The organism is Methylobacterium sp. WL64, assembly GCF_008039945.1.
In the GTDB taxonomy this organism is placed as follows: domain Bacteria; phylum Pseudomonadota; class Alphaproteobacteria; order Rhizobiales; family Beijerinckiaceae; genus Methylobacterium.
This window is the reverse complement of the sequence record NZ_VRVA01000116.1, coordinates 1-14,559: the sequence shown is the minus strand read 5'-3', so window position 1 is coordinate 14,559 and position 14,559 is coordinate 1. Positions and strand designations below refer to the sequence as shown.

General features: G+C 70.4%; 12 protein-coding genes, 1 tRNA gene and 1 pseudogene. 5 read left to right on the top strand and 9 right to left on the bottom strand.

Annotated elements, in window-relative coordinates; translation table 11 throughout:
- Positions 1–75 precede the first annotated feature (75 nt).
- A complete protein-coding gene (locus FV242_RS27870) occupies positions 76–1,251 on the top strand; it encodes an MFS transporter (RefSeq protein ID WP_147941203.1) in 1,176 nt (391 codons plus the stop codon).
- Here the strand turns inward: FV242_RS27870 and cobD are convergent.
- Complete coding sequence (cobD, locus tag FV242_RS27865; protein WP_147941202.1) at positions 1,244–2,272, bottom strand: threonine-phosphate decarboxylase CobD; 1,029 nt, start codon at positions 2,270–2,272, stop codon at positions 1,244–1,246. The genes FV242_RS27870 and cobD overlap by 8 nt on opposite strands.
- On the opposite strand from cobD, the gene cbiB reads away from it, so the two are divergent.
- Entirely contained in the window at positions 2,264–3,247 is a 984-nt protein-coding gene (gene cbiB / locus FV242_RS27860) for an adenosylcobinamide-phosphate synthase CbiB (RefSeq protein ID WP_187278592.1), read from the top strand. The two genes, cobD and cbiB, sit on opposite strands and share 9 nt — an antisense overlap.
- Positions 3,248–3,359: 112 nt before the next feature.
- Positions 3,360–4,274, top strand: a complete 915-nt coding sequence (locus tag FV242_RS27855) for a D-isomer specific 2-hydroxyacid dehydrogenase family protein (protein WP_147941201.1) — start codon at positions 3,360–3,362, stop codon at positions 4,272–4,274.
- A gap of 4 nt (positions 4,275–4,278) precedes the next feature.
- On the opposite strand, the gene FV242_RS34850 is transcribed toward FV242_RS27855, so the two are convergent.
- From FV242_RS34850 to cobU, 5 genes are all read right to left on the bottom strand, one after another.
- Positions 4,279–4,455 carry a hypothetical protein gene (locus tag FV242_RS34850; protein ID WP_187277872.1) on the bottom strand — a complete coding sequence of 59 codons (177 nt, stop codon included), beginning with the start codon at positions 4,453–4,455 and terminating at the stop codon, positions 4,279–4,281.
- Between the two features lie 101 nt (positions 4,456–4,556).
- Positions 4,557–5,906: an MFS transporter gene (locus FV242_RS27850; RefSeq protein ID WP_147941200.1), complete on the bottom strand. Its 1,350-nt coding sequence runs from the start codon at positions 5,904–5,906 to the stop codon at positions 4,557–4,559.
- Positions 5,907–5,986: 80 nt separating this feature from the next.
- Positions 5,987–7,429, bottom strand: a complete 1,443-nt coding sequence (locus FV242_RS27845) for a cobyric acid synthase (RefSeq protein WP_147941199.1) — start codon at positions 7,427–7,429, stop codon at positions 5,987–5,989.
- Between the two features lie 23 nt (positions 7,430–7,452).
- Positions 7,453–8,055: a cob(I)yrinic acid a,c-diamide adenosyltransferase gene (gene cobO, locus FV242_RS27840; protein ID WP_147907675.1), complete on the bottom strand. Its 603-nt coding sequence runs from the start codon at positions 8,053–8,055 to the stop codon at positions 7,453–7,455.
- Positions 8,052–8,606, bottom strand: a complete 555-nt coding sequence (gene cobU, locus FV242_RS27835) for a bifunctional adenosylcobinamide kinase/adenosylcobinamide-phosphate guanylyltransferase (protein ID WP_187193610.1) — start codon at positions 8,604–8,606, stop codon at positions 8,052–8,054. Before cobU ends, cobO begins: the two co-directional genes overlap by 4 nt.
- A gap of 106 nt (positions 8,607–8,712) precedes the next feature.
- Between cobU and FV242_RS27830 the strand changes: the two genes are divergently transcribed.
- A tRNA-Glu gene (locus FV242_RS27830) sits at positions 8,713–8,788 on the top strand.
- Positions 8,789–9,076: 288 nt separating this feature from the next.
- The gene (locus FV242_RS27825; RefSeq protein WP_147941198.1) at positions 9,077–9,967 is read left to right on the top strand and encodes a 3'-5' exonuclease; all 891 of its coding nucleotides are present in this window, start codon (positions 9,077–9,079) and stop codon (positions 9,965–9,967) included.
- Between the two features lie 312 nt (positions 9,968–10,279).
- Here the strand turns inward: FV242_RS27825 and FV242_RS27820 are convergent.
- The 3 genes and pseudogenes from FV242_RS27820 to FV242_RS27810 all read right to left on the bottom strand — a co-directional run.
- A pseudogene (locus tag FV242_RS27820) lies at positions 10,280–11,610 on the bottom strand (transposase family protein).
- 284 nt (positions 11,611–11,894) lie between these two features.
- On the bottom strand, positions 11,895–13,403 hold the full coding sequence (locus FV242_RS27815) for a PLP-dependent aminotransferase family protein (protein ID WP_147941197.1): 1,509 nt from the start codon (positions 13,401–13,403) through the stop codon (positions 11,895–11,897).
- A 452-nt stretch (positions 13,404–13,855) separates the two neighbouring features.
- Positions 13,856–14,559, bottom strand: a 704-nt coding sequence (locus FV242_RS27810) for an IS701 family transposase (RefSeq protein ID WP_147941196.1), incomplete at its 5' end; no start/stop codon positions are given.

Here is a 14,559-nt window from a genome sequence, read left to right as displayed (position 1 = left end):
CCCCCGTACGGACCTCACGATGGCCCCCATCACGGCCCTCCCGCGGCGGCGCGCCCGCCTGCTCCCGATCCTGCCGTGACCACCATCCTCGACGCGAAGGCCCGGCTCGGCCTGACGCTGATCGCCGGCGGGGCGGTCGCCAACATCTATTACAATCAGCCGCTGCTCGGCCTGATCGTATCCGAATTCGGCGACGCCGCCGCCCTCTGGGTGCCGACCACGGCCCTGGTCGGCTACGGGCTCGGCATCATCGGGCTCGTGCCCCTGGGCGACGCCCTGCCCCGCCGCTGCCTGATCGTGGCCCAATGCCTCGGGCTCTCCGTGGCACTGCTCGCCGTCGGCCTCGCGCCAAACCTCGCCTGCCTGGCCCTGGCCCATCTGGTGGTCGGCGTCCTCGCCTGCGCGGCGCAGCAGGCGGTGCCGTTCGCGGCCGAGCTTGCCCCGGATGCGAGCCGCGGGCGGATCGTCGGCCAGGTGATGACCGGACTGCTCACCGGTATCCTGCTCGCCCGCACGGCGAGCGGGTTCCTGGGGGCGCATCTCGGCTGGCGGGCGGTGTTCCTGGCCGCCTCGCTCCTGGCGCTCGTCATGGCGGGCATCGCCCGCGCCACCCTGCCGCACACGCCGCAGACCCATCCGCTGCGCTATCGTGCCCTGATGCTGTCGATCCTGCACCTCGCCCGGTCGCAGCCGGTCCTGCGCACCGCGAGCCTGTCGCAGGCGCTGCTGTTCGCCGCGTTCAACGCCTTCTGGGCGACCCTCGCGCTGCTGGTCGAGGGCCCGCCCTTCGGGCTGTCCGCCGCCGGGGCGGGGCTGTTCGGGGTGATCGGGGTCTGCGGCGCGTTCGTCGCCCCCGTGTCGGGCCGCTTCACCGACCGGAGTGGCGCCCGGCCCGTGGTGCTCGGCGGCAGCCTGATGGTCGCCCTGTCGTTCCTGGTGCTGTGGGCCGGGGGCACGTGGTCGCTCGTCGCCGTCGGGCTCGGCGTCCTGCTGATCGATATCGGCATGAACGGCGCGCTCATCGCCAACCAGACCCGGGCCTACGCCCTGGTGCCGGGGGCCCGGGGCCGCATCAACACCGTGCTGTTCACGACCCTGTTCGTGTTCGGGGCGCTCGGCGCCTTCGCGGGCTCGCAGGCGTTCCTGATGGTCGGCTGGCCGGGGGTCTGCGCTGTGGGGCTGGTCTTCTCGGTGCTGGCCGTGCTGGTGGCGGCCCGCGACCGGCACGGGCTGGCAGCGCCGTCTACCTGAGCACCCGCGACAGGCGACACCACGCCGCCTTCCCGGCCGGCAGGCCGAAGCGCAGGCGCTCGGGCCGCTCGGGGAAGCGCCGCACCGCGATGCCGCCCTCGGCGAGCCGCCGGTACAGGCCCGGGCCGTCCGCGAAGTCTGCGGTGCGGAACAGGCTGGTGCCGCCGATGACGGTTCCGCCGCCGCGGGCGATCAGCCGGTCGAGGCGGCCCGCATCCGCCGCCCGCGACCGGGCCGCCTCCGCGCGCCAGTCCACGTCCGCCAGGGCCGCCCGCCCGATCGCCAGGGCCGGCCCCGACACCGCCCAGGGACCGAGCGCCGTGGCGATCCGGCCCGCCGTCCCGGAATCCGTCACCGCGAAGCCGAGGCGCAGGCCGGCGAGCCCGTAGGTCTTGCCGAAGGAGCGCAGCACCACGAGCCCAGGTCCGACATGCGGGCACAGGCTCGCCACCGGCTCCAGGTCCGCGAAGGCCTCGTCGGCGACCAGCAGGCCGCCGCGGGCGCGCAGCGTTTCCGCCAAGGCGAGCCGATCGGCGAGCGGATGGGTCCGCCCGTCCGGGTTGTTCGGATCCACCAGCACCGCGACGGCCGCATCGCCGACCGTCTGGATCCCGTCGACCTGCGCCACCGCGTGCCCCGCCCGCGCCCAGGCGGCGGCGTGCTCGGCATAGGTCGGGCCGACAACCGCCACCCGGGTCGGGGCCACCATCCGGGGCAGGGTCTCGATCAGGATCTGGGTGCCGGGGGCGGGCACGACCTGAGCGGCGCCCGGAGCCCCGTACGCCGCCGCGGCCGCCTCCCGTAGGGCCTCGACCTCGGCGGCGGCGGGAAGCCGCGTCCAGGCGCTGGCCTCCACCGGCGGCACGCGATACGGGACCGGATTGATCCCCGTCGAGAGGTCGAGCCAGGGTTCCGGCGCGTCTGGAAAGGCGTCCCGGAGCCCTCCGAGATCGCCGCCATGGGGGATGACACCCGGGATCGCCCCCGGCCTCGGAGCGGGATTCCAGAAACGATGGTCCATCCGCCCGACACGCTCGCCATCCTCGCCCTCGCCCTCGGGATCGAGGCGGCGTCCGGCTACCCGGACGCGCTCTACAAGGCCATCGGCCACCCTGTCACCTGGATCGGCCGGCTGATTTCCTGGCTGGAGCGTGGCCTGAATCGCGGTTCCGGGCGCCGCCGCCGGGTCGCGGGCTGCGTCGCGCTGGTGCTTCTTCTGGCGATCACGGGGCTTCCGGCCTGGGCGCTCACCGGCCTCGCCCTGTGGGCGGGTCCCCTCCCCGCCTTCCTGCTGCTCGGCCTGCTCTGCGCGAGCCTGCCGGCGCAACGCAGCCTCAACGACCACGTCGCGGCCGTGGAGACTGCCCTGCGCGACGGCGGCCTGGCGGCCGGGCGCCGCGCCGTGTCGATGATCGTCGGGCGCGACCCGGACCAGCTCGACACGCCGGCGGTGTGCCGCGCCGCCATCGAGAGCCTGGCGGAGAATTTTTCCGACGGGATCGTGGCGCCGGCCTTCTGGATCGGGTGTCTGGGCCTGCCCGGCGGCGCACTCTACAAGGCGATCAACACCGCCGACAGCATGATCGGCCATCGCAGCCCGCGCTACGCGGCCTTCGGCTGGGCGGCCGCCCGGCTCGACGACCTGGTGAACCTGCCGGCCTCCCGGCTCGCCGGCCTGCTGATCGTCTGTGCGGCGCTCCTGCGCGGCGCCGACGCACGCGGCGGCCTCCGGGCGATGGCCCGCGATGCAGGCCGGCACCGCTCGCCCAATGCCGGCTGGCCCGAAGCCGCCATGGCCGGTGCGCTCGGCCTGAGGCTCGCGGGTCCGCGGGTCTATGACGGCACCCGCGTCTCCGACGCGCATATGGGCGACGGCCGAGCCGAGGCCACGGCCGACGACATCGCCCGGGCCCTGACCCTCTACCGCACGGCCTGCCTGCTTCAGGGCGGCCTCGTCCTGGCCCTGCTCGCCCTCTGGTTCGCCGTGCTGGGCTGACCCGACGGCACGGCCTGCGCCAGGGCTCTGGGTTGCATCATTTTTTTCGAAAGCCGGGACCCGCCTTTCGGGAGGATGCGCTACGCTGGGTTGAGCGGTCAGGGAGAAGCCGATGCGTGCGGTGTTCGTCGATGCCAGCGAGACCCTGGCGGCGGTGGCGCACCGCCTGCTGCGGCCGGACGATCCCGGGTTCGCGATCAACCTCCAGCCCGACATCGCCCCGGAGGACCTGCCCGCCCTGCTGGCCGGCGCAGAGATCGCGGTGATCGACCACACCGCTCTCCCGGTCGACGTGGCCCGCGCCTGCACGGGATTGCGGCACGTGGTGTTCCTGGGCACCGGCGCCCGCAGCTACATGGACCCGGAAGCGCTCCGGACCGCATGCGGCGTCACGGTCCACACGATCAAGGGCTACGGCGACACCGCGGTCGCGGAATGCGCCTTCGCGCTGATGTGGGCCGCCGCCCGGGGCCTGCCCGAGATGGACCGGGCCATGCGGGCGGGGCGGTGGCTCCGCACCGAGGCGATCCAGCTCACCGGCAAGACCGTCGGACTGATCGGCTTCGGCGGGATCGCGGGCGAGATGGCACGGCTCTGCCACGGCGCAGGCCTGCGGGTGCTGGCCTGGAACCGGACCCCGAAGACGCATCAGGGCGTCGCGTTCGTGTCCTTGGAACAGCTGCTGCAAGAGAGCGACGTGGTCTCGCTCCACCTGCTCCTGACCGACGAGACCCGCGGCTTCCTGTCGGCAGCGCGCATCGCCGCGCAGAAGCCCGGCGCGATCCTGATCAACACCGCCCGGGGGGTGTTGATCGACGAGGATGCCCTCGTCGAGGCGCTTCGCACGGGGCGGATCGCCGCGGCCGGGCTCGACGTGTTCGCGGTCGAGCCGCTTCCCGCCGACCACCCGCTCGCGGGCCTGCCGAACGTCGTCCTGTCGGCGCATTCGGCCTTCCGCACGCCCGAGGCCAGCGACAACCTGATCGGCGCCGCCCTCGACCATTGCCGGCGGATCGCCGCCGGCTGATCCGTCAGTGCTCCGTGCCTGGCATGTTCTGGCGCGGCGCGCCGCCGTGATCGCGGATCACGCTGGAGCGTTCCGGCGAACCCTTGGCGTCGGCGACCTGCTTCCGTGCTGCGGCGGCCAGGAACCAGACGCCGCCCAGAGTGCCCAGGGCGAGGATCAGAAGCGGAATGCCTTCGCTCATTGCGGTACCCTCATCGATGATGTCCCGCGGGAGCGCGAGGTCACATCATCGTGCCGGATTGAGCGGCACGATAAAGGATAACGCGCGATGACGACCGATGTTCAGGCGGCGCGGGGCCTCGTCGTCGTCGCCCCGCGCTTGGCCGCATCCCGCCGCAGGGCGGAGAGCACCACGAACATCGCCCCGGCGCCGATCGCCAGGCAGGCGGACAGGAACAGCATCGGCACGAGGTCGCTCTTGGTCTGGTCGCGGATGAACGGGACCATGTTCTGCGCGACGAAGCCGCCGAGGTTGCCGACCGAGTTGATCGCCGCGATCCCGGCCGCCGCGGTCGCCCCGCGCAGGAAGGTCGCGGGCATCGACCAGAATACCGGCTGGGCCGAGAACGTCCCGGCCGCCGCCACGCACAGGCACGCGAACTTCACGGCGTTGCCCGGCAGGATGACGCTCAACGCCAGCCCGGTCGCCCCGACCAGCGCCGGCCCGACCACGTGCCAGGTCAGGGCGTTGCCCTGGGCGTTGGTGCGGGCGGCGTGGCGGGGGACCCACCACAGGGCGACGGCCGTGGCGACCCACGGGATGATGTTCAGGAAGCCGTTGGTGAGGTTCGAGACGCCGAAGCCCTTGACCACCGTGGGCAGCCAGTAGCCGAGCCCGTAGGCGGCCAGCGGCAGCGATACGTAGACCCCGGCGAGCATCAGCACGCGCTTGTCGAGGAGCGCCGCGAAGGGGTTGCCGTGATCCACGAGGCCGCCGCCCTCGCGCTCGGCCCGGAGCGTCCGAGCGAGCCAGTCGCGCTGGTCCTGGGACAGCCAGGGCGCCGTCTCGGGGCCGTTCGGTAGGACCAGCAGCACGATCGCGGTCATCACGATCGCCGGCGCCCCGGTGGCCAGGAACACCCATTGCCAGCCCGCCAGCCCCAGGACCCCGTCGAGGCCGAGCAGCGCCCCGCCGATCGCCGCCCCCACCGCGTTGGCCACCGCGCTGGCGATCATGAACCAGCCGATCATCCGAGCCCGGTGCTCCTGCGGGAACCAGAGGGTCAGCGCGAACAGCACGCCGGGGAAGAAGCCGGCCTCCGCGGCGCCGAGCAGGAAGCGCAGCACGTAGAACATCGCGGCGTTCTGGGTGAAGCCGAGGAGGAGCGTGACGATGCCCCAGGTGAACATGATCCGGGCGAACCAGACCCGTGCGCCGACCCGCTCGAGGAACACGTTGGCGGGCACCTCGAACAGGAAGTAGCCCAGGAAGAACAGCGACGCGCCGAGGCCGTAGGCGGTCTCGCTGAGACCCAGGCTGCCGACCATGTCCAGCTTGGCGTAGGACACGTTCTGCCGGTCGATATACGCGATCAGGTAGAGGAGGCCGAGCAGCGGCATCAGCCGCAATGTCACCGTGCGGACGGTGCTCTCGGCGAAATCTTCCCCAGCCGGGGATTGCGTGGGGGGCATCTGGCGTTTCCTCTGGGTCCGTGCGGCCCCTCGTGGCGAGGGCCGGCATTACACAGAGTAATCCCTGGCCCGGCCCTCGCCTACCGGGCAAGCGCCAGCAGCCGGTCGCAGTCGACATGGGCCGCGATGTGTCGCGCCAGGCCGTCGAGCGCCGCCTCGACCCCGGCCTCGTAGCCCGCCCCCTCCGAGACCGTGCCGAGGCGGGCGAGCCAAGCCCCGCGCTGGGCATCGTGTGCGAACAGCCCGTGCACGTAGGTCCCGGCCACAAGCCCGTCCGCCGAGACCGCCCCGTCGGTGCGCCCGTCGGAGAGCCGCAGCAGCGGCCGGGCCGCGTCGGGGCCGTGCGTGGCGCCGATATGCATCTCGTAGCCCGAGAACGGCACCGCATCGGACAGGCTCGTGCCGGTGGCTTCGGCAAGGCGCTTGTCCGGTGTCATCACGGTATCGACGTCGAGGAGCCCGAGCCCCGGCACCGTGCGGGGCGCCCCCTCGATCCCGTGCGGATCGGCGAGGCTGCGCCCCAGCATCTGGTAGCCGCCGCACAGGCCGAGCACCCGCCCGCCCCGCCGGACATGGGCGCGCAGATCGACGTCCCAGCCCTCGGCCCGGAAGAAGTCCAGGTCGTCGATGGTGGTCTTGGAGCCCGGCAGCAGGACCAGGGCGGCGTCCGCCGGGATCGGCGTTCCGGGGCGCACCAGCACCACCGACACCCCGGGCTCGGCCCGGAGCGGGTCGAGGTCGTCGAAATTGGCGATGCGCGGAAGCACCGGCACCGCCACCGTAACGGTCCCGGCCGGGCGCGGCCCGGAACTCGCCAGCCCGAGCACGTCCTCGGCCGGAAGGCGCGCGGCCGCGGGGAAGTGCGGCACGAGGCCGAGCGGCGCCCAGCCGGTCCGCTCGGCGATCAGCCGCATCCCGTCGGCGAACAGGCTCGGGTCGCCCCGGAAGCGGTTGACGATGAAGCCGGCGATCATCGCGGCGTCGGCGGGATCGATCACCGCCCTTGTGCCGACGAGGCTGGCGATCACTCCGCCCCGGTCGATGTCGCCGACCAGCACCACCGGCGTGTCGGTGGCCCGGGCAAAGCCCATATTGGCGATGTCCCCGGCCCGGAGGTTCACCTCGGAGGCCGAGCCCGCGCCCTCGACCAGCACGAGATCGGCCTCCGCGGCCAGGTGCGAAAAGCTCTCCAGGACGGCGGGCATCAGCCGGGGCTTCCAGGCCTGGTAGTCGCGGGCCTTCACGGTGGCGACCATCCGCCCCTGCACCACCACCTGGGAGCCGACCTCGCTCTGGGGCTTGAGCAGGACCGGGTTCATGTGCACGGACGGCGCCACCCGGGCGGCCCGGGCCTGGAGCGCCTGGGCCCGGCCGATCTCGCCGCCATCCGGCGTGACGGCGGCGTTGTTCGACATGTTCTGCGGCTTGAACGGCCGCACCGCCAAGCCCCGGTCGGTGAAGGCGCGCGCCAGCCCCGCCACGAGCAGCGACTTGCCGACATCGGAGCCGGTGCCCTGGATCATCAGGGCCTTCTTGCGCGTGGGCTTCAGAACTCGATCCCCTCCTGAGCCTTCACGCCGGCCGAGAAGTGGTGCTTCACGCTGCCCATCTCGGTGACGAGGTCGGCGGCCTCGATCAGGGCCGGTTTGGCGTTGCGGCCGGTGACGACCACGTGCAGGTCCGGCCGGCGCGCCTGCAGCGCGGCGACCACGGCATCAAGGTCGAGATACTCGTAGCGCAGGGCGATGTTGAGCTCGTCGAGGACGAGCAGGCGGATCGTGGGATCGGCCATCAGGCCCTCGGCCACGTCCCAGGCGTGGCGGCAGGCGGCGATGTCCCGGGCCTTGTCCTGGGTCTCCCAGGTGAACCCCTCCCCCAGCGTGTGCCAGGCGACCTTGTCGCCGAACACCGCGACCGCGTGGCGCTCGCCGGTATCCCAGCCGCCCTTGATGAACTGGACCATGCCAACCCGCCAGCCGCGACCCAGCGCCCGCAGCATCAGCCCGAGCGCCGCCGTGCTCTTGCCCTTGCCGGGGCCGGTATGGACCATGAGCAGGCCCTTCTCGACGGTCTTGGCTGCCACCTCGGCATCCTGCACGGCCTTGCGCTTCTCCATCTTCTCGCGGTGGCGGGTCGCGTCGTCGCTCATGCGGAGGCTCCGGGAATGAGGGCTTGTACGGGGGCTTGCGGCTTCACCACGAGCGGCAGGCCCGCCACGGTGAGCACGACCCGGTCGGCCCGGGCGGCGAGCCGCTGGTGCAGGCGCCCGGCCTCGTCGCGGAAGCGGCGGGCGAGGGCGTTGTCCGGCACGATCCCGAGCCCGACCTCGTTGCCGACCAGCACCAGCGGACCCGGCGCCCGCGCGCAGGCGGCGATGAGCCGCGCCACCGCGTCCTCCAGGTCGGCTTCGGCCAGGATCAGATTGGTGAGCCACAGGGTGAGGCAATCGACCAGGACGGCCCCCTCGGCCTCGGCAACCGCCTCCGGCAGAGCGAGCGGAACGTCGCGGGTCCGCCACGCTCCGGTGCGCCGGGCGCGGTGCTGGGCGATGCGCGCGACCATCTCGCCGTCGAACGCCTGCGCGGTGGCGAGGTAGAGCCACGGGCCGGGGCAGGCCTCGATCAGCCCCTCCGCGTAGGCGCTCTTGCCGGAACGCGCCCCGCCGAGGACGAGGGTCATGCGGGGCGGGATCTGCGGCATGCCCCTCCATCGCCCCAACCCGTCCCGGGGTCAAACCCGAGCCCGCGTGCGGATCGACGGTTGCCGGACGCGCCGCCGCCGACTATAGAACCCCGGCCTAGCCAAAGCGCCCTTCGTCTAGCGGTCCAGGACGTCGCCCTTTCACGGCGAAAACACGGGTTCGATTCCCGTAGGGCGCGCCAAGGTTTTCAATTACTTAGCGGAATTCGCAGTAGGCAGTGTCCAGTTTGTGTCCTGCCGACGGGGCCGGATAGCATCGAACGCGATTGGCTATGATCGGCCGATGGCATGAAGCCGGCTCGTACTGACGAGATGTCGCGCTGACTCAAGCTTACTCGTCACCCCGTGATGGTTGTGGAAACCGAATCAGCAGGCTGGCCGCTGACAAAGAGCTGCGGTTAGGCTCAAGCTTCGGGCGCTGTGCAGAAAGCCGCGGCCCCTTGGAGAGCCAAGCCTGGGTCGTCCGCCACGTGAGCCATCCCCTCGACAACATTGCCGCCGTGCTCGAAGGCACAGGTGACTATCGCGTGCTGCGCCGGCTGGAGCCGCTGGCGGACCGCCCGGAGGCGCCGGACGAGCCGACGTTCGTCGGCCTCGTCGTCGACGTGGAGACCACCGGTACCGACTTCGCCGCGGACGAGGTGATCGAGCTCGGTATCCTGAAGTTCGAGTACGGTTTGAGCGGGCGGATCTACCGCGTGCTCGACACCCTCAACCAGTTGCACCAACCCTTGAAACCGATCCCGTCCGAAATTGCTCGCCTGACCGGCATCAGCGATGCCGATGTCGCCGGGCAGCAGATCGACGACGCGGCCGTGGCGCGAATTGCGGCTGACGCCGCGGTGGTGATCGCGCACAACGCCAGCTTCGACCGGCAAATGTGCGAGCCGCGCTGGCCGGTGTTCCAGGAGAAAAACTGGGCTTGCTCCTGTCACCAGATCCCCTGGCGGGCTGAAGGCCATGAGGGCATGAAGCTCGGCTACCTGCTGACCGACTACGGCTTCTTCCACCGTGGGCATCGCGCGATCGACGACTGCCACGCTCTGCTCGCGCTGCTCGCCAAGCCGCTGCGAATTTCCGGCACGCTGACGCTGTCGGCTCTGCTGGAGACTGCCAGAAAGCCTACCGTGCGGCTGTGGGCCCAGGGCTCGCCGATCGAAACCAAGGACCTGCTGAAGGCCCGCCGCTATCGCTGGAGCGGCAGCCGTCGCTGCTGGTATGTCGACCTCGACGAGGATCAGATCGAGATCGAGCACGGATTTCTGGCTGGGCACATCTATCGTCGGCCGGTCACAGGGCTGCCGGCTGATCGGTTCACCGCTCGCGACCGCTTTTCCGCGCGAACTGATCCAGACCGCTAATCCGAGCGTGGCGGCCCGGCGTCCGGGCACGCTTGCGCAGGAGGTCCGGTCATCTCAGCTGGGCCTCGTCGAGATGCACACCTCTCGATGTCCCTTCTTTGAATCACGCGAAGCGAGCCACCCTGCTCGGAACTCACCCACGATCTTGCGGAGTTCGCTGGGGCCGGTTCGGGCAAGCGATTCGCGAACTGGGAGGCCTGCACCCTGTCCCGGGGCCTGCGCCTGCTTGCCGGCACCGGGCGGCGCGACCGCAAGGCGGATGCCGCGTCTGATCGGCCCCCATTGAAGTGGCTCTTCGCCAAGTTTGGTGGATCATGCTGCGAGGAGGAAGCGGCGACGCAGGAGGTCGAGCTTGGCGCGGCCGTACATGGAGCGCTTGAGCAGCTTGAGGCGGTTGACCTGCCCCTCGTCCTGTCCGCTGCTCCAGGGCAGGCGAAGGCCGGCGCGGACCGCGGCCCCGTCCTGACCGAGGCTTGCAGCGAAGCTCTCGACCTGCACGCCGCAGGCACGGGCGTCGAAGAGCCAGGCGTCGAAGGTGGTGATGATGCCGGGCTTGGCCGGCGCCGCGCCGCAGTGGCTGCGGACGATTCGACAGAACCGCCGGCCGAGGTCGACGACCTTGGCAGCCTCGTCATCCTGCAGCACGCGCGCGGCCACAGAAGCGGCGTCGAGGTCGAGATCATCTGGCTCGCGCAGGAGGTGCCACGACAACTGCTTCGGCGAGGGCAGCAGCGGCGGTGACGGTGGCGTGGCCTGCACCATGGGCGATGGCGTCTGAAGGCGCCGGATTGTGGTCGTGCCCGGCCGCGTAAGCCGCTCGGATAGCCAGCGCCGGATCTGCTTCACGGTGCCGGGGAAGCCGCAGACCCGCAGCTCGCGCCAGAGCTGCGCGGCGTTCTCGCAGCCCTCGCCGTGGCGGGCGTGCAGGTGGTCGAGATGAGGATTGAGGATGCTGCGCCCCGGCCCGCGCCGGCCATGGCGTGGGAAGCGCTCGGCGAAGGCGTACTTGCGCACCGTGGCGGCGCCAAGCCAGTCTCGCGGTTGATGCGCCGAAGCGACTGCCCGGCTGCGCGGCGGCGACGGACGTCGTCGTAGAGCCTCTCCCACCGACCGACCGCCGCGGCACGGGCGAGCGCCTCGGCGGGTGCGCGTGGATAGGCTCTGGTGCGCCGGGTCGAAGGCGCTGGCGCCGTGATCGGCGGCGACAGCTTCAGGCGCGGGTGTACACGGGCGAGCCAGCGCTCGATCATCTGGCGGGTGTTGAGCAGGAGATGCCACCGGTCGGCGGCTGGCTGTCCGCCGAGTGCAAGACCGGTTCGGGCCTGCGTGTCGGCCAGTCGGCGGGTGCGCTGGGCATGGCGGGCGAGCAGCTTCGGGAACCACTCGGCGAAGGTGCGGCGGGGGCAGGCCGGGTCGCGGCAGTAGAAGCGCCGCACCTCCAACTGCAGCCGAACAGCTTTGCCGCTGGCCGGCAGATCGGCAGGCCGTCGCTGATACCGACTATGCACCGAGGTGCTGACCGCCCGGCACATTGGGCAGCAGGCGTGGTCGTGCTTTGCTTCGGCGACGAGGGTGATCGCAGTGGGGCCGTCCCGCGTGACACGGACGAGGCGGCAGCCGGGCACAGGGAAGAGCTGGGTCATGCCCCAATCTGCGAGGCAGACTCGACCGCGCCAAGACCTCAGCCGTCACGCGCCTCGATCCACGAAACTCGGCGATGAACCACTTTTCAGGGGGCGGATCAGTTGGAGGTTGATGCAGGGGAATCACGCCGGTCGTCATGGCGACATACGTAGGAATGTTTGGAACGACCGCACACTCAGGCGTGGGGCGAAGGGTGTCGAGATCCGTCATGGAAGGATTTGTGAAAAGGCACCTGACCGCCCCCTCGCCTCGACCTCCCCCGGCGATCGCCGGCGCGCCGCCCTCAGGCCTCCCCGCGGACCCTTCGCGGGAGCGTGACCGTCGCGGGCATCAGGGTTGCGAGCCGCCGTAGCCCATCCTCGATGCGTTCCGTGCGGATCGAGGCGAACCCGAGCCGGAAGCAGGCTATTCCCGCCCGCGGGTCGGCGAAGAAAATGTCGCCCGGCTCGATCAAGACGCCGTGCTGCCGCGCCGCCGCGGCGAGATCTCGCGCGTCGAAGGCTGGCGGCCCCTCCACCCAGAAGCTCGTTGCGCCCGCATCGCGGCGCCAGCGACATCCCGGCATCAGTTCGGTCAGCAGCCCATCCACCAGTTGCGCGCGTTCGGCCAATATCGCGGCGGTGCGGCGCAGATGGGTTCGATAGTGTCCCAGCGCCACGAACATCGCCGTGGCGCGCTGGTTGTTCGACGGCGGATGCCGCAGCATCAGGCGTCTCAGCACCCGCAGTTCGGCTATCACGGCACGGGGCGCCACCACGTAGCCGACCCGCAGACCTGGGGCGAGGACCTTGGAGAAGCTGCCCACGTAGACGACCCGTCCGTCCGTATCCAAGCTTTTCAGGCAAGGGATCTCGATCCCGCTCTCGAACGACAGGTCGGCGTCGTAGTCATCCTCGACGAGGACCACGTCATGTCGGCCGGCGACCTCCAACAAGGTCCGTCGCCGGGAGAGCGGCATGATGGCGGTGGTCGGGCACTGATGGCCCACGGTCACGAACGCGATCTGGCAGCGTGCGAACGCCGCGTCGGGCACGAGGCCCGAGCCGTCGACCGGGAGTGCCTCTAGGCGCGACGTCCTCATGCGGACCATGTTGCGAATGTCGGGATAGCCCGGATCCTCGATGCCGACAGACGAGTTCGGGCCGACGAACAGTTGCACCAGGAGCCAAAGCGCCTGCTGTGAGCCGATAGTGATCATGATCTCATCGGCACTCGCCAGGATGCCGCGGCGGGGAAGCACCTGGAGGCGCAACTGCTCGATGAGGTCTTGATCGTCCTCGTCTACCAAGTCGCCTGCCCAGACGTTGATCTCAGCGACGCTGCATGCCGCACGGACGCTCTCGCGCCAGTCGTTTGCTGGAAACAGTGTTGGGTCGAACTGTCCGAAGACGAACGGGTATGGATAGTTGATCCAGTCGCGCGGCTTGGTGATCTGCTGCATTTCCGAAGGACGAACGGCGAATCGCGCCGACCAGCCCTGAGCCGATTCGAGTCTGCATAGCTCTGCCAGCGGCGGCGCGCGCTCGGCGGCAACGAAGATCCCGCTGCGCTGGCGTGCCACGAGGAAGCCCTCGTTGATAAGCTGCTCGTAGGCCGACACGACGGTGTTGCGGGCGATGCCCAGCAGAACCGACAGCTGTCGGCTCGAAGGCATGCGAACTTCCGGCGGCAGGTTGCCCGCCTCGATCGCCGCCACGATCGTGCGGCGTATCTGCACGTTCAACGCCAAGCCGTTCCGGCTCAATCCTCCGAACAACTGTGCCCACGCCAGGTTACCGTGAGCCAAAGCCATGTCTCTTCTCGATCTTTAGCGGGAAGCCGGCGTGCGGGTTGGCTGCGCCTGTAACGAACGCTAAGGCAGAGGCGCGACTTTGTCATGGATGGATCAAGCTACCCGAGGTGCCCCATGGACCTGAACCGGGCAGCCGCCGGGACGATGGCGACCGGCGACTGCGGGTCGGCGCGGCGACTGGCAAGCCACGGGACGGGGAATTTCAGCAAATCCCGGGCGCGGCACGGTGGGTTCCTCGTGAGCCATGACCGTCCAGATCGGTCAGGTTTGGCAGCGCGCGAACGCCTGGCAAGCGGTGTTGGCAGGGGGCCGGTTCGACGGATTCCGCGATGACCGGTGCCTTGTTGCGGCACTAGTACTACTGTGTCATGAATTTTTGTTGGCAACAGGGACATCGGTGCAGGGAACGAACGAGAGCCCGTGTTAGCCTCAGGCGCAAGGTTGCGATGGAGTCAGGCACGTGTCGCTCGGGCCGGATCGGGAGCACCGCGGGGTCTATAACTGGCGGGTAGGGCAAGCGCTTGCCGTTCGGTGAACTCTGGTTCCGAGGGGGGAAAGCGGTCCCGCTCGGAGACCAGGAACCCGTAGGCCGCGATGCATAGGCTGGCGTGATGATGGAAGCCCCGCCAGCTTCGCCCCTCGTAGTGGCCGAGCCCAATCTCCTGTTTGAGCTCTTGGTAGTCCCGCTCGATACGCCAGCGCAGCTTCGTCCGGCCGACCAACACGGCCAGGGGCGTCTCTGCCGGCAGGGTCGAGAGCCAGTATTTGGTTGGCGCATCCTCGTTGTCCGGCCACTCGATCAGGACCCACTCCTCGGGACGTGGCTCGTGTCGCAGCTCATCCCGTTGCGCCGGACGCGCCCGCACGGCCGCAAACCGCGAGGTCAGCAGACCGTTCGTGCCAGCGCGCCATGTGACACGCTGCCAAGCGGCCTCCGGCAGAGATCGGGCCAGCTTTTCTGCCGAGAGTGGCTTTTGCTCAGGGCTCCGTCGCACCCGGGTGGGTGGGCGCCCGCGCCCGCTCCAGGGTTTGGGCGGCAGGGGTGCCGTTCCGGGAGGCCACAGGCTCGTCGAGGACTGAACACCCACACTGTAGGACAAGCCCAACGCCGTCAGCGCCGTGCGGAAGGCCGTGTCGATCCCGTATCCGGCATCTG